Origin of the sequence: Spirillospora sp. NPDC048823, assembly GCF_043198445.1 — a bacterium.
In the GTDB taxonomy this organism is placed as follows: domain Bacteria; phylum Actinomycetota; class Actinomycetes; order Streptosporangiales; family Streptosporangiaceae; genus Spirillospora.
The window spans coordinates 315913-338140 of record NZ_JBICUT010000006.1; the positions used below are offsets into that span (position 1 = coordinate 315913).

18 protein-coding genes and 1 pseudogene are annotated in these 22228 nt (G+C 71.1%); 3 read left to right on the forward strand and 16 right to left on the reverse strand.

Annotated elements, in window-relative coordinates; all coding sequences use genetic code 11:
* Window positions 1-1021: 1021 nt before the first annotated feature.
* From ACGFK0_RS17215 to ACGFK0_RS17225, 3 genes are read right to left on the reverse strand one after another with little or no spacing between them, the layout of a single operon-like run.
* Window positions 1022-1513 (reverse strand): RDD family protein, encoded by a 492-nt coding sequence (locus ACGFK0_RS17215; RefSeq protein WP_392905838.1) that lies wholly within the window; start codon window positions 1511-1513, stop codon window positions 1022-1024.
* 6 nt (window positions 1514-1519) lie between these two features.
* Window positions 1520-2350 carry an RDD family protein gene (locus tag ACGFK0_RS17220; RefSeq protein WP_392905840.1) on the reverse strand — a complete coding sequence of 277 codons (831 nt, stop codon included), beginning with the start codon at window positions 2348-2350 and terminating at the stop codon, window positions 1520-1522.
* Between the two features lie 4 nt (window positions 2351-2354).
* The gene (locus ACGFK0_RS17225) at window positions 2355-2876 is read right to left on the reverse strand and encodes an amino-acid N-acetyltransferase (protein ID WP_392905843.1); all 522 of its coding nucleotides are present in this window, start codon (window positions 2874-2876) and stop codon (window positions 2355-2357) included.
* A gap of 280 nt (window positions 2877-3156) precedes the next feature.
* Here ACGFK0_RS17225 and ACGFK0_RS17230 point away from each other — a divergent pair, with 280 nt between their 5' ends.
* On the forward strand, window positions 3157-4203 hold the full coding sequence (locus ACGFK0_RS17230; protein WP_392905845.1) for an NlpC/P60 family protein: 1047 nt from the start codon (window positions 3157-3159) through the stop codon (window positions 4201-4203).
* Between the two features lie 178 nt (window positions 4204-4381).
* On the opposite strand, the gene ACGFK0_RS17235 is transcribed toward ACGFK0_RS17230, so the two are convergent.
* Complete coding sequence (locus tag ACGFK0_RS17235; RefSeq protein ID WP_021591725.1) at window positions 4382-4612, reverse strand: LuxR C-terminal-related transcriptional regulator; 231 nt, start codon at window positions 4610-4612, stop codon at window positions 4382-4384.
* A 412-nt stretch (window positions 4613-5024) separates the two neighbouring features.
* On the opposite strand from ACGFK0_RS17235, the gene ACGFK0_RS17240 reads away from it, so the two are divergent.
* Complete coding sequence (locus ACGFK0_RS17240; protein WP_392905847.1) at window positions 5025-6125, forward strand: LacI family DNA-binding transcriptional regulator; 1101 nt, start codon at window positions 5025-5027, stop codon at window positions 6123-6125.
* Between the two features lie 40 nt (window positions 6126-6165).
* On the opposite strand, the gene lysX is transcribed toward ACGFK0_RS17240, so the two are convergent.
* The 11 genes and pseudogenes from lysX to ACGFK0_RS17295 all read right to left on the reverse strand — a co-directional run bounded on the left by lysX (window position 6166) and on the right by ACGFK0_RS17295 (window position 19647).
* Window positions 6166-7659: a bifunctional lysylphosphatidylglycerol synthetase/lysine--tRNA ligase LysX gene (lysX, locus tag ACGFK0_RS17245; RefSeq protein WP_392905850.1), complete on the reverse strand. Its 1494-nt coding sequence runs from the start codon at window positions 7657-7659 to the stop codon at window positions 6166-6168.
* Window positions 7660-7749: 90 nt separating this feature from the next.
* Window positions 7750-8532, reverse strand: a complete 783-nt coding sequence (locus ACGFK0_RS17250) for a type III pantothenate kinase (RefSeq protein ID WP_392905853.1) — start codon at window positions 8530-8532, stop codon at window positions 7750-7752.
* Between the two features lie 14 nt (window positions 8533-8546).
* Window positions 8547-11050, reverse strand: a pseudogene (locus tag ACGFK0_RS17255) (L-aspartate oxidase).
* Between the two features lie 169 nt (window positions 11051-11219).
* On the reverse strand, window positions 11220-11636 hold the full coding sequence (gene panD, locus ACGFK0_RS17260) for an aspartate 1-decarboxylase (protein WP_392905855.1): 417 nt from the start codon (window positions 11634-11636) through the stop codon (window positions 11220-11222).
* Entirely contained in the window at window positions 11636-12496 is an 861-nt protein-coding gene (gene panC, locus ACGFK0_RS17265) for a pantoate--beta-alanine ligase (protein WP_392905990.1), read from the reverse strand. The genes panD and panC overlap by 1 nt, the downstream gene beginning before the upstream one ends.
* 114 nt (window positions 12497-12610) lie before the next feature.
* Window positions 12611-13552: a Rossmann-like and DUF2520 domain-containing protein gene (locus ACGFK0_RS17270; protein ID WP_392905857.1), complete on the reverse strand. Its 942-nt coding sequence runs from the start codon at window positions 13550-13552 to the stop codon at window positions 12611-12613.
* Window positions 13553-13653: 101 nt separating this feature from the next.
* Complete coding sequence (locus tag ACGFK0_RS17275; RefSeq protein ID WP_392905858.1) at window positions 13654-16149, reverse strand: ABC transporter permease; 2496 nt, start codon at window positions 16147-16149, stop codon at window positions 13654-13656.
* Window positions 16149-16913, reverse strand: coding sequence for an ABC transporter ATP-binding protein (locus ACGFK0_RS17280; RefSeq protein WP_392905991.1), 765 nt, complete (start codon window positions 16911-16913; stop codon window positions 16149-16151). Before ACGFK0_RS17280 ends, ACGFK0_RS17275 begins: the two co-directional genes overlap by 1 nt.
* Before the next feature lie 321 nt (window positions 16914-17234).
* On the reverse strand, window positions 17235-17558 hold the full coding sequence (locus ACGFK0_RS17285; protein WP_392905860.1) for a chaplin family protein: 324 nt from the start codon (window positions 17556-17558) through the stop codon (window positions 17235-17237).
* Between the two features lie 160 nt (window positions 17559-17718).
* Entirely contained in the window at window positions 17719-18426 is a 708-nt protein-coding gene (locus ACGFK0_RS17290; protein WP_392905862.1) for a response regulator, read from the reverse strand.
* Window positions 18427-18477: 51 nt separating this feature from the next.
* Window positions 18478-19647 carry a sensor histidine kinase gene (locus tag ACGFK0_RS17295; protein WP_392905863.1) on the reverse strand — a complete coding sequence of 390 codons (1170 nt, stop codon included), beginning with the start codon at window positions 19645-19647 and terminating at the stop codon, window positions 18478-18480.
* Between the two features lie 175 nt (window positions 19648-19822).
* Here ACGFK0_RS17295 and ACGFK0_RS17300 point away from each other — a divergent pair, with 175 nt between their 5' ends.
* A complete protein-coding gene (locus ACGFK0_RS17300; protein ID WP_392905865.1) occupies window positions 19823-20836 on the forward strand; it encodes an SAM-dependent methyltransferase in 1014 nt (337 codons plus the stop codon).
* A 10-nt stretch (window positions 20837-20846) separates the two neighbouring features.
* Here ACGFK0_RS17300 and ACGFK0_RS17305 read toward each other — a convergent pair whose 3' ends face one another.
* The gene (locus tag ACGFK0_RS17305; protein WP_392905866.1) at window positions 20847-22055 is read right to left on the reverse strand and encodes a cytochrome P450; all 1209 of its coding nucleotides are present in this window, start codon (window positions 22053-22055) and stop codon (window positions 20847-20849) included.
* Between the last annotated feature and the right edge of the window lie 173 nt (window positions 22056-22228).

Consider the following 22228-nt stretch of genomic DNA (forward strand, 5'->3'; position numbering starts at 1 on the left):
GGGGGCCTGTTACCGCGGCGGGGCCCTTCACCGGTCCGGGGGGCCTAGGTCGCCTCCCGGCGGCCAGGGGGCTTCCGCGCCCCCGCGCCCGCCCCCCCCCCCGGGGGGGGGGGGGGGCCCACGGCGATCCCGGCGTGTGATTTTTCGCCGGGATCGCCGTGGCACGGGTGCGGTTTTTCGGCGTGACCGGTGGCCGCAGTGCACCACGCTGACCTGGGCGGGGGCTCACGTATTGGACCTGGTTTGCGGACGTCCCCGGCATTCCAGCGGACGGACCCTCCGGGAGTGCGCCAGGGAGAAAAAGAGCCTGCGGCCGACCTTAACGGGCCGTCCACAGCGACACCGCGGCCAACGATTAACCCTGACGTAACGGCACTAACCGCACCCGCGGCCGGGGAATGCGCCGGAGTCCCCCGACCCCCGCACGGCAGCTGATCATCGGCTTCACCGGCCGATGTGGATGGATAACGGCCGGTCGACCGGCTACGTAAATCTGTTGCCACCGCCCCGTCCCCGGAAGTCGGCATCCGCGATCCCCCAGGCTGGGACGGCCGGTAGCCGCCCATCCCAAAATCGGGGGATTGCGGCACAATCCCACCGTCGACCCCCACTTCTTCCACCCGGCGTCCGCAACCGGCGGAGGACCATGCCACGCCGCCCATGACCCGACGGGCATGGGGGCTAAAGGTCCGTTCCCGGCGAGACCGCATCTCATCCGGAGTAAGTCCACTGCCCTAAGTGGCCCGCGCCTCGGGCGGAAGGGCAACGGCTCGGGAAGCACATCTCAAACCGGAGGAGGCGTCCGGGACGAGACAGATCCCCGCGCCGATTCGGGGCCGTAACCGGAACGAGCTGGCATTCGCCGCCCGAAGGCGGGGCGTCCGAAACAGAGCGGGCATCTCCGCGAAAGCCCGCCCGGACGGACGAACGCTCTCGGCCCGCCGGGAGCACGGGCCGAGAGCGCCGGGGATCAGCCGCCCCGAGTACCGCCGAAGGCGGCCTGAGAGAGCCTGAGAGGGCCTCAGGGGGCCGATGAATCGGGAAGCTCGCGATTTACCACGAGCGTCCCCGCGAGCCTGTCGTGGAGGGCCTGGCGCCGCGTGCCCTCGTACAGCAGGCCCGCGTTCGCCACCCAGAAGATGCCCGCCACTAGCCCGAGAACGGGAATCGGGCGTACCGCGATCGGCAGCGAATAGACCGCGGCACGCAGAACGGCGCGAGGAAACCCCAAAGGAGCGCTCTCGCCGCCCTTGCCGCCGTGATGTCGTTCGCCTGGGACGGCCAGGACGACCTCTATGCGGGCCAGGCGCTTGCCGAGCGTCCGTCCCCACAGGGCGAGCTGTATCGACTCGTACAGCAACATGAATCCGGCCACGGCGGGTGGAGCGACCACGTCCACCGTGTGCCCGGACACCAGTGCACGAACGACGACGATGACCGGCACGCCGACGATGAGCGTGTCGACGATGCGCGCCAGGAGGCGCTGCCCCGGCTCGGCGAGCGGTGCCGCCATCGCGGCTTACTCCGCGTACTCGTCGTACTCGTGGTACTCGTCGTGTCCGACCCGCTCATCGATGACGAGCGTGCCGGCGAAGCGGTCGTGCAGCGCCTGATGCAGCGGCTGGTCCCAGATCGCCCACAGGTAGGCCATCAGCGCACCCGCCCAGACCAGCACCATCCCGTACGCGGCGTAGTCCCACACCATCACCGCCAGGACGAGGAAGAAGAAGACGCCGACCTGGTACGCCACGTGCGTGATGCCGGCGCGCCATACGGCCTGCGTCATGGTCAGCGGTTGGCCCGCAGGACGCGCCTGGACGATGCCGAGGCCCATGATGCGCTTGCCGAGCGTCCGACCCGACATCGCCAACTGGACGGCCTCGTAGAGGAACGGCAGCACTGACAGGACGCAGAAGAGGGTGAAGATGATGGGCCAGTTCCACACACCCCCCTCGTCCTCGGTGTCGCTGCCTGGCCGGCCCAGGCCGAACGCACCGATGGTCACCGGGAGGACGAGCGCGAACCCGAAGACCGCCACAAGCGCGTTGTCGATGAGCCGGGCGCCCGCCCGCCGCATGATGGGGGCCAGGGCCATCTCTCCGCCCTGAGCCCCGCCGTACTGGTCAGAACCGCCGTACTGGTCGAACGACGCTTCGTACGTCTCGTTGTACGCAGGCTCCTGCGCCCACTGCTGCTGCGGCTGCTGCCACTGCTGCTGCGCGGGCTGCTGCGGTTGCGGCTGCTGCGGTTGCTGCCACTGGGGACCCTGGTACGGGGGTGGCGGGCCGTAAGAACCCTGCCCCTGCGGCGGCTGGTGGCGCCGACGCCCGCGGTTGGGGGAATCGCTCATTGGGTCAGTCCTCCAGGCGAAGCAACATCCGGGTGTTGCCCAACGTATTGGGCTTGACCCGATCGAGGTTCAAGAACTCTGCCACGCCTTCGTCGTAGGAGCGGAGAAGCTCCTCGTACACCTCTGGCGCCACCGGAGTCCCAAGGATCTGCTGGAAGCCGTGGCGCGCGAAGAACTCCACCTCGAAGGTAAGACAGAACACCCTCCGCACGCCGAGTTCTCGTGCGGTCTCCAGGAGGCGGGTGACGATGCGGTGTCCGATTCCGCGTCCGCCGTACCTCTTGTCCACGGCGACGGAGCGGACCTCCGCCAGGTCCTCCCACATCACGTGCAGGGCACCGCAGCCGATGACCGGCCCCGGCGCCCCGCGCTGGACGTCCTCGGCCACCCAGAACTCCTGGACGTCCTCGTACAGCTTCACCGTGGTCTTCTTCAGCAGGCGGCGCCCCGACCCGGCGTACAGGTCGACCAGCCCGCTGATCTCCTGAACGTCGGCGGTACGGGCACGCCGGATCACGACCTCCACAAACAGGCGAGATTATCGAACGCGATCCCCCTACTACAGGGCGGCCCTTGGCGACCTGCGTTTTCACTTGTTCTGGTTGGCATCCAATGCGGGTTCCGTTAGTGTCCTGCGCTGACGTCGGCCATCTGCAGGACTGAGGCCGAACCGCCGAGTCCTCAGGCCGCAGCCAGTGCCCCGAGGAGCCGGGACCCACATTCGGAGCGTCCGGGGGGTATCACCCCTCGTCCCGCAACACGTGGGGTGCAGCTGACTCGGCAGGCGGACGAAGAGAGGAGAATACGTGGAGCCATTGCGCCCCGCTCCCTTTTCACCATCGGCGCGTTCACGCTCCCCGCACTCGCCCCCGAACCGGGCCGCCCGAGTCCGCGGCAAGGGCCGCCTCCGCGCCAGGGCGCTGACCGTCGCCGGCGCGCTCGTCGCCGTTTCGGTCGCCCCGCACGCCGTCCCCGCCGCCCACGCCGATCCGGGGCCGTCCACGAAGGAACTGCGGTCCAAGGCCCTCAAGATCGCCGACGAGCTGGAGAAGCTCACCGAGCAGTACAACGGCCTGAAGGTCAAGCTCGCGCAGTCCCAGCGCGCCGCCAAGGTCGCCGCCGACAACGCCGAGCGGCAGCAGAAGTCGCTGCAGATCGTCCGGGAGAAGGTCAGCACCCTCGCCGCCACCAGCTACATGCAGGGCGGCAGCGACCCCGCGGTCTCGTTCATCGCCTCCAAGGACCCGCAGGCCGTCCTCGACCAGGCCGCCACCCTCCACTACTTCGCCAAGCAGGACAGCACCAGGGTCCTCGGGCTGATGCAGGCCATGCAGGCCGCCCAGCGCGCCCGCAAGTCCGCCGAGTCCCGCGCCGAGCAGGTCAAGGAGCTGCGGACGCAGCTCGAATCGCAGCGCAAGAAGGTCACCGAGACCTACGAGAAGGTCCGCGGCAAGCTCGTCGAGAAGGACCCCACACAGCTCGCCAAGCTCCCCGTCATCGGCACCGGGAAGGCCGCGCAGGCGCTGCGCCTCGCGATGGGCAAGATCGGCCGCCCGTATGTGTGGGGCGCCTCCGGGCCGAGCACCTTCGACTGTTCCGGCCTGACGATGTGGGCCTACAAGCAGGTCGGCATCAACCTGCCGCACTACACCGGCAGCCAGTGGAACGCGGGCACCCACGTGTCGCGGAGCCAGCTCCAGCCGGGCGACCTCGTGTTCTTCTACTCCGACCTCCACCACATGGGGATGTACGTCGGTGACGGCAAGATGCTGCACGCGCCCCGCACCGGCGACGTCGTGAGGATCGCCTCAATGGCCGGACGCCCCTTCGCCGGCGCCGTCCGGGTCGCCTGACCCGGGGAATCCACGGGCGGGCTCCTGAACACCGTCCGCGGCGACGCCCCCTGGCAGGGACCTACCTGTCAGGACGCCGGCGCCGCCGCTGCGGGGTCGGACGGAGTTCGGATGAGTTCGCCACCTGGATTCCTGGTGACGCTCGCCGTCCCCAGGCGAGCGTCGGGGGGTGATTCGGCTAGATGAGCTGCCTTCGGGCCGCCCACACCACGGCCTCGATAGGGGTGTTGACCTCCAGCCGGTCGCAGATCGTCCGCAACCGGCGCCGCAAGGTCCGTGCGCTCAGCTCCAGCTTGCGTGCCGCCACATCGGCGGTGACACCACTGGCGATCTGGGCGAGCAGCCGGATCTCCTCCTCGCTCAGCCCGAAATCGTCGGTGCCACGACGTGCGAGTGTGGCTGTTTCCACTCCGTCCTCCCTCGTCCATGGTGATGACCGCGGGGATGCAGCCGTCCGCTGCACAGGCACGGGTTGGGCCTCGATCTGTACGCGCGTTGGGTTGCCGGGTCCGGAGCCTTCCGGACTTAGATCATCGGGTTCCTTTTCTGTCTCACGAGCCTGGCCGGAGGTGGCCGCCTGGCCGATTGCGGGGTCGTTCGGGGGAACTCCGGGTGACGATTCACTCGTTGGCCAGCCGAGGGGGGCGGGATGAGATCGCCAGCCATCCGCACCCGCCCTTTCTCGTTGGACTCGCCAGATCTCGTCGCGGACGAAGATCGTGAATCGTTTCAAGCTACGCTTCGGCTCGGAACGCTAGGCGGCCGGATCCGGCCCGTCAAGCGCCAGTTCAACACTGTGTGTGGCCGAATGCTCACGATGTGTGACAGATCATTTGCCGGCGCGTACAGTAAAACGCCACTACCTGGGGAAACACCCCCGGAGCGGGACGAGGAGCGAGTTGCCACAGACCAGTATTCGTGAGGTCGCGAGGCGTGCTGGAGTCTCAGTTGGGACCGTTTCGAATGTCCTAAACCGGCCAGACCTCGTGGCCGAAGCCACCCGTAATCGAGTCCGCGCCGCGATCGAGGAGCTCGGATTCGTCCGCAACGAGTCCGCGCGGCGGCTCCGCCGGGGCCCCGAGCGCACCGCGGGCGAGTTCGGCGACGAGCCGCGACGCGCGTTCGGAGTCGTCGTCGAGGACCTCACCAACCCGTACGCGACCGATGTCGCCCGGGGAGCCGAGGCCGCCCTCAACGCGTCCGGCCACGACGCCCTCTGGCTGTCCAGTGACTACTCCGCCGCCAAGGAGCGGCGCTCGCTGGAACTCCTGGAGGATCAGCGCGCCGCCGGCGTCCTGATCATCCCGGTCGGCCTCGGCGGCCGGGACATCTCCCGGCTCCGCGCCGCTGGGCTGAGCGTGGTGCTGATCGACCGGAACGCGCCCGACGTGTGCTCCGCCCAGGTCGACCATGTCGCGGGCGGGGAGATCGCCGCCGCGCATCTGCTCGGCATCGGCCGCGAGCGGATCGCCTTCGTCACCGGCGTCCGGGAGCCGCAGCCCTGCGTCGAACGCCGCGACGGCGCCGCCCGCACGATCGTTGAGGCGGGGTTCGCGAAGCCCGCGGCACTGGTCCAGGACGCGCTGAGCCCCTCCGGGGGCCAGGCCGCCGCGCACCAGATCATGGCGATGTCGCCGCGTCCCGACGGCGTCTTCTGCGCCAACGACCTGCTGGCCATCGGCCTGATCAACGAGTTCGGCCGGCTCGGTGTCGCCGTCCCCGAGGACATCGCCGTGATCGGCTACGACGACATCGAGCTCGCCGCGAGCGCCGTCGTCCCGCTGACCACGATCCGGCAGCCCCGCCGCGAACTCGGCTGGGAGGCCGCCGAACTCGCCCTGGCCGAGGTACGCGAGGGCAAGTCGCACCAGCACCGCCAGGTGGTGCTCCGGCCCGATCTGGTGATCCGGGAAAGCGCTTAGCCGCCCGCGTCCCGCGGGCGCGGGCCGCGCGGGCTCCCGGTCACTGTTCGGGTTTGACCAGCGGGAACAGGATCGTCTCGCGGATTCCCTTGCCGGTGAACGCCATGATCATGCGGTCGATGCCGGCGCCCATCCCGCCCGTGGGCGGCATCGCGTACTCCAGGGCGCGCAGGAAGTCCTCGTCCAGCTGCATGGCCTCAGGGTCGCCGCCCGCGGCGAGCAGCGACTGCTCGGTGAGGCGGCGGCGCTGCTCGATCGGGTCGACCAGCTCGGAGTAGGCGGTGCCCAGCTCCGTCCCGAACCCGATGAGGTCCCACTTCTCGGTGAGGAGGGGCTCCTCCCGGTGCTGGCGCGTCAGCGGCGACGTCTCGACCGGGTAGTCCATGACGAACGTGGGCTGGACGAGGGTGTGCTCGATCAGCTCCTCGAACAGCTCCTGGACCAGCTTGCCCTGCCCCCACTTCGGGTCCCAGGAGACGCCCCGGGCGTCCGCGAGTTTGCGGACGTCCTCGATGGGCGTGTGCGGGGTGGTCTCCTCGCCGAGCGCCTCCGACACCGACCCGTACAACGTGATCCGCGGCCACACGGCCAGGCCGAGGTCGATCTCGACGCCGTCATGGACGACCACGGTGGTGCCGAGAGCGGCGACGACCGCCTTCTGGTACATCCGCTGGGTCAGGTCGGCCATGTCGTTGTAGTCGAGGTACGTCCCGTAGGCCTCCAGCATCGTGAACTCCGGGTTGTGCGTGGAGTCCGCGCCCTCGTTCCGGAAGTTCCGGCTCACCTCGAAGACCTTGTCGATGCCGCCGACGACGAGCCGCTTCAGGTACAGCTCGATCGCGATGCGGAGGTACAGGTCCATGCCGTAGGCGTTGATGTGCGTCTTGAACGGACGCGCCGCCGCACCGCCGTGGATCGGCTGCAGCATCGGCGTCTCGACCTCGAGGTAGCCCTCGTCGTGCCAGAAGTCCCGCACCGCGCGGACGGTGGCGCTGCGGAGCCGGGCCATCTTCCGGGCCTCGTCGTTGACGATGAGGTCGACGTACCGCTGCCGGACCCGCGCCTCCGGGTCGGTCAGCCCGGCGTGCTTCTCCGGCAGCGGCCGCAGGCACTTCGACGTGATCGCGAACCGGTCCGCCATGATCGACAGCTCGCCGCGGCGGGACGTGATGACCTCGCCCTCGACGCCGATGTGGTCGCCGAGGTCGACCTCCCGCTTCCAGAAGTCGAGCTGCTCCTGCCCGACCTTCGCCAGCGACAGCATGATCTGGATGTCGCCGGAACCGTCCCGGACGGTGGCGAAGCACAGCTTCCCGGTGTTGCGGACCAGCATGACGCGTCCGGTGACACCGACCTTGTCGCCCGTCTCGGCGCCCGGCTCCAGGTCCGGGTGTTTCTCGCGGATCTCGTCGATCGTCGCCGTCCGCGGAAAGGTCACCGGGTAGGGGTCGATTCCGCTCTCGCGGAGCCGGTCGAGCTTCTCCCGGCGCACGCGCATCTGCTCCGGGAGCTCGTCGAAGGTCTCGTCAGTCACGTCCAAAGGCTATCGAGCCCGCGCGACGACCCGCGAACGCATTCGCCCTGTGCGCCGCGTGACCGGCGCGAGACCCCCGGCCGGTCCCGGCTACGGCGTGTTGCGCTCGTAGATGAGCCGGAGGCCGATGAGGGTGAGCCACGGTTCGAACACGTCGATGCTGCGGGACTCCTCCAGGACGAGAGGCGCGAGGCCGCCGGTGGCGATGATCGTGACCTGCTCGGGGTCCTCGGCGAGTTCGTCGGACATGCGCTCGACGATGCCGTCCACCTGACCGGCGAAGCCGAAGATTATTCCGGACTGCAGCGCCTCGACGGTGTTCTTGGCGATCACGCTGCGCGGCCTGACCAGCTCGATCTTGTGCAACTGGGCACCGCGCGACGACAGTGCGTCTATGGAGATCTCTATGCCGGGGGCGATGGCGCCGCCCACGTACTCGCCCTTGGCGGAGACGGCGTCGAAGGTGGTGGCGGTGCCGAAGTCGACGACGATCGCCGGACCGCCGTGGGTGTGCACGGCGGCGAGCGCGTTCACGATCCGGTCGGCGCCGACCTCCTTGGGGTTGTCCATCCGCACGGGGACGCCGGTCTTGACGCCCGGCTCCACGATCACCGCGGAAACGTCGCCGTAGTAGCGGCGGCACATCTCCCGCATCTCGTGCAGGACGGACGGGACCGTGGAGCACAGCGCGATGCCGCTGATGTCGGTCTCGGCCAGCAGCGGGCTCTGCTGGACGAGGCCCTGCAGGACCACGGCGATCTCGTCGGCCGTACGCCGCGGATCGGTGTTGATCCTCCAGTGCTCGATCACCTCGTCGCCCTCGAACAGGCCGAGGACGGTCTGGGTGTTACCGACGTCGATCGTGAGCAGCATCAGGTCCCCGCTGGTCAGGTGAAGTCAAGGCCGATGTCGAAGACGCGGGCCGAATGCGTCAGCGCGCCGACGGCAAGGTAGTCCACCCCGGTCACGGCGACGTATCGGGCCCGCTCCAGGGTAAGGCCACCGCTCGCCTCAAGCTCCGCCCGCCCCGCGACTAGCCGCACCGCCTCGGTCATCTCGGCGTCGGTCATGTTGTCGAGCAGGATGCTCGTGGCGCCGACCGCGAGGGCCTCCTCGACCTGCGCGAGGGTGTCGCACTCCACCTGGACGTGCAGGGACGGGTACACGGCGCGGATGGCCTCGTACGCCTTGGTGACGCTTCCGGCCGCCGCGACGTGGTTGTCCTTGATGAGCGCGGCGTCGTACAGGCCCATCCGGTGGTTGACGCCGCCGCCGCAGTGCACGGCGTATTTCTGCAGGGCGCGCAGGCCGGGCAGCGTCTTGCGGGTGTCGCGGACCTTGGCCTTGGTGCCGGCCAGGGCGTCGGTCCACCTCCGCGTCGCCGTCGCGATTCCGGACAGGTGGGTGAGCAGATTCAGGGCTGTCCGTTCGGCGCGCAGCACGGCCCTGGTCTGCCCGCTGACGGAGATGAGGACCTGCCCTGGGACGACATGGTCCCCGTCCTCCGCCCTGGTCTCGTAGGCCACGTCCGCGACCTCGAAGACGGCGCAGGCCACCGGGACGCCCGCGACGACGCCGTCCTCCCTGGCGGTGAGGTTCCCGGCCGCGGTGTCGTCCGGCGCGAAGATCGGCATGCTGGTGACGTCGACCTCGCCGTCCTCCGCGAGCGCCGTCCGGACGAGGTTTTCCACAGCCTGTGGATCGAGCCCCGCGGCACTCAGCTTCTGCGACAGTTCCGGTGTCATGAGCGCTTTCCTTCCAGAGGTTCGTAACCGGTGGCCAGGACGTTCCCCGCCAGCCGCGTCACAAGATGACCGCGCCACGCGCCGTCCACGCGCTCGGGGAAGTCCTCACGCCAGTGCGACCCGCGCGTCTCCTCCCGCCGCCGCGCCGCCGCCACGATCGCGGACGCGACGGTGTGCAGGTTGGTGACCTCCCACGCCTCCACGCCCGGCTCCGCCCCCGTCCCCGCACGGGGCAGCGCGGCCAGCTCGCGGGCGGCGGTCTCCAGCCCCTCCGCCCCGCGCAGCACACCCGCGTAGGACGTCATGATCCGCTGAATCTCCCCGCGCCCCTCCGGCCCGAGCAGCCCGCCGCCGTCGGCCGCGTGGGAATGGTTTGCGGTGGCCGGAGCGTGGGGCGTGGCCGCCGCGTCGGTTCGGAGGGCGGTGGCTATGCGGTCGGCGAAGACCAGGCCCTCCAGAAGGGAGTTGGACGCCAGGCGGTTCGCGCCGTGGACACCCGTGCAGGCGACCTCGCCGCAGGCGTAGAGGCCGGGGACGGACGTGCGGCCGTGCAGGTCCGTGCGGACACCTCCGCTCGCGTAGTGCGCGGCGGGAACGACGGGGATCGGCTCGGTCACCGGGTCGATGCCGTGGTGCCGGCAGGCGGCCAGGATGGTCGGGAAACGGTTCTCCCATGTCGCCGCGCCGAGGTGCCGGCCGTCCAGCAGCATGTGCGACGCGCCGGTCTCGCGCATCCGGTTCATGATTCCCTTGGCGACGACGTCGCGCGGGGCGAGTTCGGCGAGTTCGTGACGTCCGGTCATGAAGCGCTCGCCGTTGTGGTCGACGAGGTGGGCGCCCTCACCGCGGACGGCCTCGGAGATCAGCGGCTGCTGGCCACGCGCGCCGTCGCCGAGCCAGAGCACCGTCGGATGGAACTGGACGAACTCCAGATCGGTGACCGCGGCACCGGCGCGCAGCGCGAGCGCGACGCCGTCGCCGGTCGAGACCTCGGGGTTGGTCGTGGCGGAGAACACCTGGCCGAGCCCACCGGTCGCCAGCACGACGGCGCGGGCCTTGACGGCGCCCACGCCGCCCGGCTGGCCTTCGCCCATGACGTGCAGGGTGATCCCCGCCGCGCGCCCGGCGGCGTCCTTCAGCAGGTCGAGGACCAGCGCATGCTCGATGACCTCGACGCCGGAGTCCTTGAGCGCGGCGAGGAGGGCGCGGCTGATCTCCGCGCCGGTCGCGTCCCCGCCCGCGTGGGCGATGCGGCGGCGGTGATGGCCGCCCTCCCGGGTCAGCGCGATGTCGCCGCCGGTGGAACGGTCGAACACGGTGCCGAGGTCGATGAGGCCGCGGACGGCGTCCGGCCCTTCGGTGACCAGGGCCCGGACGGCGTCCTCGTCGCACAGCCCGACACCGGCGGTGAGCGTGTCGGCGAGGTGCTCTTCGGGGGTGTCCTCGGGGGCGAGCGCGGCGGCGATCCCGCCCTGCGCCCAGCGCGTCGAGCCGGCGTCCAGGAGGGCCTTGGTGACGAGCAGCACCCGCCCGTGGGGGCGGCAGCGCAGGGCGGTGACAAGGCCGGCGATGCCGGAGCCGATGACGACGACGTCGGTCTCGGTGGTCCAGCCGGGGGCGGGGGCATGGAGAACGGAAGGGATCACGGACCCTCCTCGGGATCGGTTCTCGTCATTATGACTCTAATCCGGTCCCGCTCAGCCGCCCGCCCCCGCACAGTGGCCGTTATCACCCCGTCGGAAACCGTCCACGCGCACACAGAACGCGGCGAGCCGTCCGTCAGGGTTTCCGTCCGTCAGGGGGTGGGCCCGTCCGTCAGGGGTGGACCAGGTCGCCGCGGGTCGTCTTGGTGCCCGGGACGGGTTCGGCGGGGTCGGACCCCAGGGAGATGATCTTGTTGGAGCGGTCGACGTGCACGACGCGCGGGACGAACTCGCGGGCCTCGGCATCGCTGAGCTGGGCGTAGCTGATGATGATCACCAGGTCGCCGGGGGACACGAGACGGGCGGCGGCGCCGTTGATGCCGATGACGCCGGAGCCGCGCTCGCCCGCGATCAGGTACGTCTCCAGGCGGGCGCCGTTGTCGATGTCGACGACGGAGACCTGCTCGCCGGGCAGGAGGTCGGCGGCGTCCATCAGATCCTGGTCGATGGTCAGCGAGCCGACATAGTGCAGGTCCGCCTGCGTCACGGTGGCGCGGTGGATCTTGGACTTGAACATCGTCCGGAACATCAGTGCTCCTTGCCGAGCTGGAGGGAAACGTTGTCGATCAGGTGGGTGATGCCGACGCGGCCCGCGACGGCGAGGACGGCGGGACCGGTGCGGGGGCCCGTGATCGTGGTGAAGGTCTCGGGGTCGACGAGGACGAGGTAGTCGAGGATAAGGGGCGGGTCGGCGGTCGCGGCCTCGTCGAGGACGGCGTTCGCCGCGCCGGTCACGGCCTCGGTGCCTTCGCCGGCGGCGTCCGCCCCGGCGCGGAGGGCGCGCGACAGGGCCGCGGCGGTGTGGCGTTCGGACGCGGAGAGGTAGCGGTTGCGGCTGGAGAGGGCCAGGCCGTCGGGTTCCCGGACGGTCGGGCCGCCCGCGACCCGCACGGGGACGTCCAGGTCGGCGACCATGCGGCGGATCATCGCGAGCTGCTGCGCGTCCTTCTCCCCGAAGATCGCCACGTCGGGCCGGACGAGGTTGAGAAGTTTCAGCACGACGGTGAGCATCCCGTCGAAGTGGCCGGGACGGGCGGCACCCTCCACGATCTCGCCCATCGGCCCCGACTTGATCGTGACCTGTGGCTCGCCCGGGTACATGACGTCGCGGGTGGGAGCGAACACGAGGTCCACGCCTTCCGCGGCGCACGCTTCGAGGTCGGCGCCGAACGTGCGGGGGTAGCGGTCGAAGTCCTCACCGGGCGCGAACTGGAGCGGGTTGACGAAGATGCTGACCGCCACGGTGTCCGCGCTGCGGCGCGCCTGCCGCATCAGGGAGCGGTGGCCTTCGTGCAGCGCCCCCATGGTCGGGACGAGCGCCAGCGTCCCCTCGGTCCGGGAGCGGGCCTCGGCCAGTTCTTCGCGTGTCCGCGCGATGACCGGGGTCACCACCTCGGGTGGGTGGGCCGGCGTGGAGTGGTGGGTGAGTGCCGGGTCGGCAGGCCGCACTGTGTCCTCCCTGGTCAATCCGCGTTCTCCCTGATCAATCCGCGTTCTCGGTAGTCAGTCCGCCAGTGCTTCGAGGAGGCGTTCGGCGTCCTCGGGTCTGAGCATTCCGGCGGCGAGCGCCCGGTCGGCGGTGAGGCGGGCCAGGGCGACGTAGGCGCGGCGGCTCTCCGGCGACACCTTCGCCAGTTCGTCGATGTGGCCGGACACGGTTCCGGCGTCGCCGCGGGCGACCGGGCCGGTGAGGCCGTCGATGCCGAGGCGCAGCCCGTTGTCGAGGGCGGCGCCGAGCAGCGGGCCGAGCATCCGGCCGGGCTCCGCGACGCCGGCGGCGTGCAGCAGGTCCATCGCCTCGACGACCAGCGTGACCAGGTGGTTCGCGCCCCCGGCGAGCGCCGCGTGGTACAGCGGGCGGCGTTCCTCGGTGATCCAGACGGGTTCGCCGCCCATCTCCAGGACGAGCGCCTCGGCGACGGGGCGCAGCGGCTCGGGCGAGGTGACGCCGAACGAGATGCCGGTGAGGCGGTTCACGTCGTCCGGGCGTCCGGTGAAGGTCATGACCGGGTGCAGGGCGAGCGGGAGGGCACCGGCGCGGGTGAGGGGGTCGAGGACGGCGGTTCCGTACCGTCCGCTGGTGTGCATGATCAGCTTGCCGGTGACGGCGACGCCCGCGGAGACCAGGCCGGTCGCGAGTTCGGGCAGCTCGTCGTCCGGGACGGTCAGCAGCACCAGGTCGGCGGCCGCGACGACGTCCGGCGGCGGTGCGACGTCCGCGCCGGGGAGGTGTTCCTCGACGCGCGACCGCGACCGCTCGGACACGGCGGTCGCGGCGACCACGCGGTGGCCCGCCCGGGACAGCGCGGCACCGAGCGCCGTGCCCACGCGGCCGGCGCCGACGACGCCGACCGCGAGCCGCGCGGGCCTGTCCTCCGGGGTCTCCCCACCGGGGACCGGCCCGTTTCCGGGCGCGGCGGAGGAAGGCGTGACGTGAGGGTCCATCGGTTCGTTCCAGTCCTCAGAGGTACCGGACGCGAAACAGGGTACCCGCGGGTCCGGCTCACGCGCCCGGGGGGTGACGATCGCCACCCCGTGCCCCCCATTCAGTCATGCGCGAGGGACTCGACGATGGACGTCCTGGCGGCGCGCCGCGCGGGCATCACGGCGGCGACGGTCCCGGCGGCGCCCGCGAGGACGACGAAGCCGGTCACCTGCAGGTAGGGCAGTGCGAACAGCGAGTCGTCGGCCATCGCGTTCGTCGCGGCCCACCCGAACGCGATCCCGAGCACCACCCCCGTGGACGCGCCGATCACGGCCATGACGAGGGCCTCGACGGACAGCATCCGGCGGAGCTGGCGTTTGGTGAGGCCGACGGCGCGCAGCAGCGCCGACTCCCGTGTCCGTTCCACGACCGAGAGGGTGAGGGTGTTCGCGATGCCGAACAGCGCGATGACGATCGCGAGGCCGAGCAGCCCGGCGAAGACCATGAGGATCATGTCGATCGCCTCGGTCATCGTCTCCTTGAACTCCGCGGCGGACGTCACCTTGGCGGCCGGGTACGGCTGCGCCGCGTCCTCGACGGCCCTGCGGGCCGCGGCGGCGGGGACGCCGTCATGGGTCTTGATGTAGAGCGCCGACGGGTCCACGGTGCCGAAGTACCGGGTGAAGTCGGCTTCGGGGACGATGATCCCGGCGAGCTGCGCGCCCAGGCCGTACACGGCGGTGATCTTCACGGGGACGGTGCCGTGCGGGGTCTCGACCCGGATGGTCCGTCCGATGCCGTAGCCCGGCTGCCCGGCGGTCGCCTCGTCCACCATCGCGGTCCCCGGTTCGAGGGCCGCGCCGAGCGCGCCCTCCTTCATCTCGGGTTTCACGGTCGTGCCGAGCGCCGACGGGGTGACCGTGGCGATCCGCCCCTCCTCCCCGCCGATCTTCGTCTCCTGCCGGCGGGTCTCGGCGACCGCGGCGATCCCGGGACGGTCGCGCAGCGCCTCCGCGAGCGCCTGCGGGACGCGTCCGTCCGCGTTCTGCGTCTGGATCTGGAACTCGGCGGGGAACTGCTCCTCCAGTTTGTCCGCCGCGGTCGCCTTGCCGCTCGCCGCGATCACCGCGAACAGGCTCATCAGCCCGACGCCGACCGTCAGCGCGATCGTCGTGGTCGCGGTGCGGCGCGGGGCGCGCTGCGCGTTCGCGACCGCCAGCCGGCCCGGGACGCCGCCGAGCCGCGCCGGGGCGGCGCCCACGAGCCGTCCGAGCGGCCGGACGAGCGCCGGCATCGCCGCGATCACCGCGAGGAAGAACACGCCGCCGGCGATCGCGACCACGTACATCGCGGCCTCGCCCTTGTCCATGGCGAGTGACCCGAGCCCGCCGACGGCCAGGCCCGCGGCGCCGAGCAGGACGGCGATCGCCGTGCGCAGCCGACCGAGGCGGAACCGTCCGCTGGCCGGCTCCGGGTCCGAGCGCAGCGCGGCGACGGGCGCGACGCGGGTCGCGGCGCGGGCGGGCAGCATCGCGGACAGGACGGTCACGACGGTCCCGACCGCCAGGCCGGCCACGATCGTCCGCACGGTGAGGGACGGCGCGGCGACGTCCACGCCGACGTCCAGCCTGCTGATCGCGACGAGCGCGCCCTCGCCGAGGCCGACCCCGGCGGCGAGGCCGAGCAGCGAGCCGGCGAGGCCGACCGCCGCGGACTCGGCGACCACGCCGCCGAACACCTGCCGCCGGGTCGCGCCGACGCAGCGCAGCAGCGCCATCTCCCGCATCCGCTGCGCGATCAGGATCGAGAACGTGTTGTAGATGACCAGGGCGGACACCAGCATCGCCACCAGCCCGAAGATCAGCAGCCCGGTGCGGATGACCTCGGTGTCGGCGCCCGCCGCCTTCGCCAGCAGCGCGCCGAGTTCCGTGCCGGTGTACACCTCGTTGGACGGACCGGCGGCCGCCTCGATCGCCGCCCGGTCTCCACCGGCGATGTCGATTTCGCGGTAGGCCTTCTCGCCGGTCATCGCGATCGCGGTTCGGGTGTCGAAGCCGACGGCGCCCTGGAAGGCGGCATCCTGGTCGATGCCGAAGTCGACCACCCCCACGACGTTGAAGCTGTGCGGGTGGTTGCCGTCGTCCAGGATCGTGACCGTGTCACCGACGGTGAAGCCCTCCCGCTGGGCTGTTCCGCTGTCGAGGACGGTCTCGCCTCCACCGGACGGGGGTCGCCCCTTGTCGACGTCGTAGCGCAGCAGCGGCCCGGACGGTACCGACATCCCGACGGTGGGGAAGTCGCCGACCGCCTTACCGTCCTTTCCGACCAGGGCGGCTTCGCCCTTCACCATGCCGTGCACGTCGGTCACGCCGGGCAGCGCGCGGACCTTCCGGAGCGTGTCGGCGGAGATGCCCTTCTCGGGGTCGTCGCTCTTCGGCACCACCGCGAAGTCCACCTTGTCGGCGGACTTCGCGAACGTCTTCGCGACACCTTTGTCCATCGTGTCCGTCAGCACGAACGTGCCGGAGATGAACCCGACGCCGAGGGTGATGGCCACCGCCGTCAGCAGCAGCCGCAGCTTGTGGGCGCGCAGGCCCGCCAGGGTCGTCCTCAGCATCACGCCTCCAGGCTCTTGAGGCGGTCGAGCACGGTGGCGGGCGTCGGCTGGACGATCTCGGACACGATCTCGCCGTCCCGCAGGAACACCACCCGGTCGGCGTACGATGCGGCGACCGGGTCATGGGTGACCATCACGACCGTCTGGCCCATCTCCCGGACCGAGGAGCGCAGGAACCCGAGGACCTCGGCGCCCGCCCGGGAGTCGAGGTTGCCGGTCGGCTCGTCCGCGAAGATCACCTCGGGGCGGGCGACGATCGCGCGGGCGCACGCCACCCGCTGCTGCTGGCCGCCCGACAGTTCGTTGGGCCGGTGCCCCAGCCGGTCGCGCAGCCCCAGGACGTCCACGACCCGGTCGAACCACGCACGGTCCGGCTTGCGGCCCGCCATCTCGATCGGGAGCAGGATGTTCTGCTCGGCGGTGAGCGTCGGCAGCAGGTTGAACGCCTGGAACACGAACCCCACACGGTCGCGGCGCAGCAGTGTCAGCTGCCGGTCCCCCATCCCGGTGATCTCCGCGTCGCCGAGGACGATCCGGCCGCCTGTGACGGTGTCCAGCCCGGCCAGGCAGTGCATCAGCGTCGACTTCCCGGACCCGGACGGGCCCATGATCGCGGTGAACGCGCCTCTGGTGAAGGCGGCGCTGACGCCGCGCAGCGCGTGCACGGCCGCGTCGCCGGACCCGTACACCTTCGAGACGCCCTCGGCCGTCACGGCCGGCGGTGCCGCGGCGGCCGGGGTCCCTCCGGGCGGGTCGGCGAACATGCTGGTCACGATGACTCCTTCATGGTCCGGATCGGTCGGGGACCACGCTAGGAATCCCCGCCGCCCCTGCCATCGGACCGGCGGCCACGCTTCACGTCAGCCTCACGGCTACCCGGCGCCCTCCCGTACGACCTGAGTCGTACGAACCCGCCCCCCGCGCACCGACCGCCTGGACGCGAACCGCCATGGGCCTGCCGTCCACACGGGTCTGCCGTCCATACGGCCTGCCGTCCGTACGGCCTGCCGTCCAACGCGAAAGCGCCGGAGACCCTGTCGGGTTTCCGGCGCTCAGGCGATGGACGGATGTCCGTCCGTGTCGTGTCAGTCCCCGTATTCGACGGATGCGCCACCCTTGCACTGCGCGCTCGCGAGGCCGATGACGGCGACGGCGTTCCCGCAGACGTTCACCGGGACCGAGATGGGCGCGATGATCTGGTTCCCGCCCAGGATCGATCCGTTACCGCTGGTCTCGTTGTCGGAGAACCAGCTGTCGCCACCACCGTGGCCTCCGTGGCCTCCGTGGCCATGGTGGCCTCCGTGGCCGTCGTGGCCTCCGAAGGTGGCTGCGTGCGCGGGGGCGGCGTTCAGGGCCGAGGCGGCGACGGCGAAGCCGAGTACGCCGGTCGCGGCAAGCTTCTTGATCACGAGAGTCCTCCCGTACGTGGGCTTAGCAGGCCCGTTGTGACAATTGCCGACGTCGCCTGCTAAGACGGCGTCGCGTACGGTAGTTACCCAGCTACTCTCAGGTAGATCAATTCCACACCCCACGATGGAGACAAGAAGTCACCATAGAGCGATCAAGCTGTTACGTTAAGTCGTCCCTTTGGCCGCTTTTGACCAGACCTGTCTCATAGGCGAACACGACGGCCTGCACCCGGTCCCGAAGGCCCAGCTTCATGAGGATCCGCCCCATGTGCGTCTTCACCGTCGCCTCCGAGACGTACAACCGTCCCGCGATCTCCGCGTTCGACAGTCCCCGCGCGACGAGCCGCAGCACCTCGCCCTCCCGCTCGGTCAGGCTGTCCAGCGCCCCGCCCGCCCTCTGCTCCGCGTCCGGCAGATGCACCGCGAACCGGTCCAGCAGCCGCTTCGTCGTGCTCGGCGCCACCACCGCGTCCCCCGAATGCACCGCCTTGATCGCCTCGATCAGCTGCGCCGGACCCGCGTCCTTCAACAGGAACCCGCCCGCCCCCGCCTTGATCGCGGCGAACGCGTACTCGTCCAGGTCGAACGTGGTCAGGATGATGACCTTCGGCCCCGCCCCGGCCACCACCCGCCGCGTCGCCTCGATCCCGTCCATCCGCGGCATCCGCACGTCCATGAGGACGACGTCCGCGCGCGTGCCCCGCAGCAGTTCGAGGGCCTGCGCGCCGTCCCCGGCCTCGCCGACGACCTCGATGTCGGGCTGCGCGTCCAGGACCATCGTGAACCCGGCCCGCACCAGCTCCTGATCGTCGACGAGCACCACGCGGACGGGCGCCGTCGTCTCGTCCTCGAACTCAGCCTCCGTCACACGCACTCCCAACGCGGCACGCACCGGCGCTCACGCCCCCGCTCCGCTCCGTCACGACGCACCCACTTCCTCACGTACCGGGATCCGCGCGACCACCTCGAACCCGCCGCCGGGACGCGGTGCCGCGCGCACCTCGCCCCCGTACACGGCGACCCGCTCCCGCATCCCGGCGAGGCCGTGGCCCCGCCCGTCGTCGGGGGCGGCCGCGCCGCGCCCGTCGTCGTCCACCCGGATCTCCAGGGCGCCCTCGGCGTACCGCAGCCGGATCGCCACCGTCACACGCGGCCCCGCGTGCTTGAGCGTATTGGTCAGCGCCTCCTGGACGATCCGGTAGACCGTGAGCTGGCGCCCCTCCGACATGGCCGGCGTCCCGTCCGTCTCGAACGTCACCGCCACCCCGGACGCGCGGACCTGCTCGATCAGATCGTCCAGCTCCGCCACCCCGGGCTGCGGCGCGAACACCCCCGCGTCGTCGTTCTCCCGCAGGACGCCGAGGAGCCGCCGCATTTCCGCCAGCGCCAGCCGTCCCGTCGAGGAGATCGTCTCGAGTGCCTGCCTGGCCCGTCCCACATCGGTGTCGATCGCGTAGGACGCACCGTCCGCCTGCACCACGATGACGCTGACGTTGTGGGCCACGACATCATGCAGCTCGCGGGCGATGCGTGCGCGTTCGGCGGCCATCGCCACCTTGACCTCGTTGTCGCGTTCGCGCTCCAGGCGCTCGGCTCGCTCCTCGACGGAACGCAGGTAGGCGCGGCGAGTCCGCATGTGCAGGCCGAGAAGCCACGTGCCCGCGACCAACACCGTCAGCATGGCGAACGCGTACTTCATGTCGTCGGCGCCGGACGGGTAGCGGAACGTCGCCATGACCGCGCCGGCCTCGGTGATCAGCACCGCCGCGAGCCCCCAGCGCAACGAGTAACCCGCCGTGACCGTGTAGAGCCCCATCAGGACCGCCATGTTCGCCTGCACGGGGACCACGCCCAGCAGGCACTGGACACACGAGATCAACGCGACCGTGGCGAACACCGCACGCGGGAACGTCCGGCGCAGGATGAGGGGGCCGGTCAACCCGATCGTCAGGAGTACGTACCACCGCTCGTCGATCCCGTAGGAGTTCCCCAGCAGCGAGGGCAGGGCGACGATCAGCAGCGGCAGCGCGAAGAACGCGTCGACCAGCGGCTTCTTCCGCCGCAGCCAATCCCACGCACTCGCCACCATGCCGCCAGGGTACGGACATGCAGGTCAGAACGGATCAGTCGCAGGTCGGACGTGTGTCCACCGCAAGGATGGCACGCCGGCCGGGCGAGAACTCTGGCGCATACCCGCGAGAACCGTCCGGACATACTGCGGGGACGCGGCGGCGGACGCCTCCGGTCACGGTAACGTCGCAGTCGTGGCGGCGTTGGTTTCCGAATGGCTGACATGGCGCACCGCGATGGACCGGGCGCTGTACGGGGATGACGGCTTCTACCGGCGCGGGGAACGTCCCGCCGAGCACTTCCGCACCTCGGTGCACGCCTCACCGCGCTTCGCCGCCGCCATCGCCCGCCTGCTCGTCGAGGTCGACGCCCTGCTCGGCCGCCCCGAACGGCTGGACGTCGTCGACATCGGCGCCGGATCCGGGCACCTGGTGAGCAACATCCTGGCCTGCGCGCCACCCGACCTGGCGGCCCGGCTCGTCCCCACGGCCGTGGAGATCGCACCCCGACCCGCCGAGATCCCGTCCCGCATCCTCTGGCGTCCGGACCTGCCCGGCCGCATCACCGGGCTGGCCGTGGCGAACGAATGGCTCGACAACGTGCCGCTGGACGTCGTCGAACGCACGCCGGACGGCGTCCGGACCGTTCTCGTCGACCCGGCCACCGGAACCGAACGCCCCGGCCCTCCCCCGTCCGACGAGGACCGCGACTGGCTGGAGCGCTGGTGGCCGCTCCACGAACCCGGCGACCGCGCCGAGATCGGCCACCCTCGCTGCGCCGCCTGGGCGTCGGTGGTCGCGCGGCTCTCCCAGGGCCTCGCGCTCGCCGTCGACTATTCGCACTCCCGCGAATCGCGACCCGTGTACGGAACCCTGGCCGGCTACCGCGACGGCGCCACCGTCCCCGCCGTCCCGGACGGGTCCTGCGACGTCACCGCCCACGTCGCGCTCGACGCCTGCACCAGCGCCGGTGAACGCGCCGGCGCGACGTCCAGCCTCCTGACCACCCAGCGCGACGCCCTGCGCGGCCTCGGGCTCTCCGGTGCCCGCCCGCCCCTGGACCTGGCCCACCGCGACCCCCGCGCCTACGTCGCCGCCCTCTGCCACGCCGGTGAGGACGCCGAACTCACCGACCCGTCCGGCCTGGGCGGTTTCGGCTGGCTCGCCCAAACCGTCGGCATCCCGATGCCCGCCCCCCTCACCCCCTGAACCCGGCGGTTCAGCGTTCTACGGGGAGGGACTCCAGGCCGCGCAGGACGTAGCCCGGCTTCCACTTCGGCTCGGCTGCCAGGCGAAGGTCGGGGGCCAGCCGGAGGAGCGCGCCGAAGGATTCGGCGAGTTCGATCCGCGCGAGCGGTGCGCCCAGGCAGTAGTGGATGCCGAGGCCGAACGTGATGTGCGGGTTCGGGTCGCGGGACAGGTCGAGCCGGCCGGGGTCGGCGAACACCTCCGGGTCACGGTTGGCGGACGCGAACTGCAACGCGACCTCGGCGCCACGGGGAATGCCGACACCGGCGACCGTGATGTCCTGCAGGACCCAGCGCTCGAACATGGGCGCCGGAGTGTCGTAGCGCAGCAGTTCCTCGACGGCCGTGGGGACGAGCGACGGGTCGGCGCGGAGACGGTCCAGCTCGGCCGGGTTGCGGAACAGCGACCACCAGCCGTTGCCGGTCGCGTTGACCGTGGCCTCATGGCCGGCGTTGAGCAGCAGGACGCAGGTGCCGATCAGCTCGTCCTCGGTGAGCCGGTCGCCCTCGTCGACGACCTGCGCGAGCGCGGTGATGAGGTCGTCGCGCGGCTCGTCCCGCCGGGCCCGCGCCAGCCCGCGCAGGTAGTCGGAGAATTCGACGGCGGCGCGGACCGCCGTCCGCTGCGCCTCCTCCGGCGGGTTCAGCTCGTACATTCCGCAGATGTCCGCCGACCACGGGCGCAGGAGATGCCGGTCCTGCACGGGGATGCCGAGCATCTCCGCGATGACGTTCACCGGCAGCGGCTCCGCGACCTCGGCGAGCAGGTCGCCGCCGCCCTCGTCCGCCAGGGCCGCGGCCAGTTCACCGGCGAGCCGCCTGATCGTCGGGCGCAGGCCCTCCACCATCCGGGCGGTGAACGCCTTGGCCACCAGGCGGCGGAGCCGCGTGTGCGTGGGCGGCTCCACGTCGAGCATCCCGGCGCGGATGAGGTCCCAGAACGGCTTCAGGAAGTCGGCCTCCGGCTCCTGCCCGAACTCCTCGTGGCCGGCGATGTGGAGGTACGACCGCCCGAGCCGCCGGTCCCGCAGCAGTGCGTCGACGTCCTCATACCGGCTGATCACCCACTGGCCGGTGGGCTCATGGAAGAACACGGGACGCTCGGCCCGGAGCCGCTCGAACGCCGGGTACGGGTCCGCGACGAACTCGGGAGACCAGGGGTCATACGCCAGATCGCTCATGTTCCGACGATATTCGCATCCCGGACGGGGGTGGTGGTCGGGCGCCGGCCGCCGGTGCTTGCGGCTCGATTGCTCCCACAACTCGGCCGACCCGATCCACGGCGGCCGGCGCCCTGCTCGTATCCCCATCACCTTTCGTGGCCTGCCATGCCACGTCCGGCGATCGTTCCGCC

Excerpts from the sequence above, each read along its gene's own strand:
- ACGFK0_RS17215 (WP_392905838.1), bottom strand. The coding sequence starts at position 1,513 with ATGGCGGCACCGCTCGCCGAGCCGGGGCAGCGCCTCCTGGCGCGCATC.
- ACGFK0_RS17220 (WP_392905840.1), bottom strand. The coding sequence starts at position 2,350 with ATGAGCGATTCCCCCAACCGCGGGCGTCGGCGCCACCAGCCGCCGCAG.
- ACGFK0_RS17250 (WP_392905853.1), bottom strand. The coding sequence starts at position 8,532 with ATGCTGCTCACGATCGACGTCGGTAACACCCAGACCGTCCTCGGCCTG.
- panD (WP_392905855.1), bottom strand. The coding sequence starts at position 11,636 with ATGTTCCGGACGATGTTCAAGTCCAAGATCCACCGCGCCACCGTGACG.
- ACGFK0_RS17270 (WP_392905857.1), bottom strand. The coding sequence starts at position 13,552 with ATGGACCCTCACGTCACGCCTTCCTCCGCCGCGCCCGGAAACGGGCCG.
- ACGFK0_RS17275 (WP_392905858.1), bottom strand. The coding sequence starts at position 16,149 with ATGCTGAGGACGACCCTGGCGGGCCTGCGCGCCCACAAGCTGCGGCTG.
- ACGFK0_RS17280 (WP_392905991.1), bottom strand. The coding sequence starts at position 16,913 with ATGTTCGCCGACCCGCCCGGAGGGACCCCGGCCGCCGCGGCACCGCCG.
- ACGFK0_RS17295 (WP_392905863.1), bottom strand. The coding sequence starts at position 19,647 with ATGGTGGCGAGTGCGTGGGATTGGCTGCGGCGGAAGAAGCCGCTGGTC.
- ACGFK0_RS17305 (WP_392905866.1), bottom strand. The coding sequence starts at position 22,055 with ATGAGCGATCTGGCGTATGACCCCTGGTCTCCCGAGTTCGTCGCGGAC.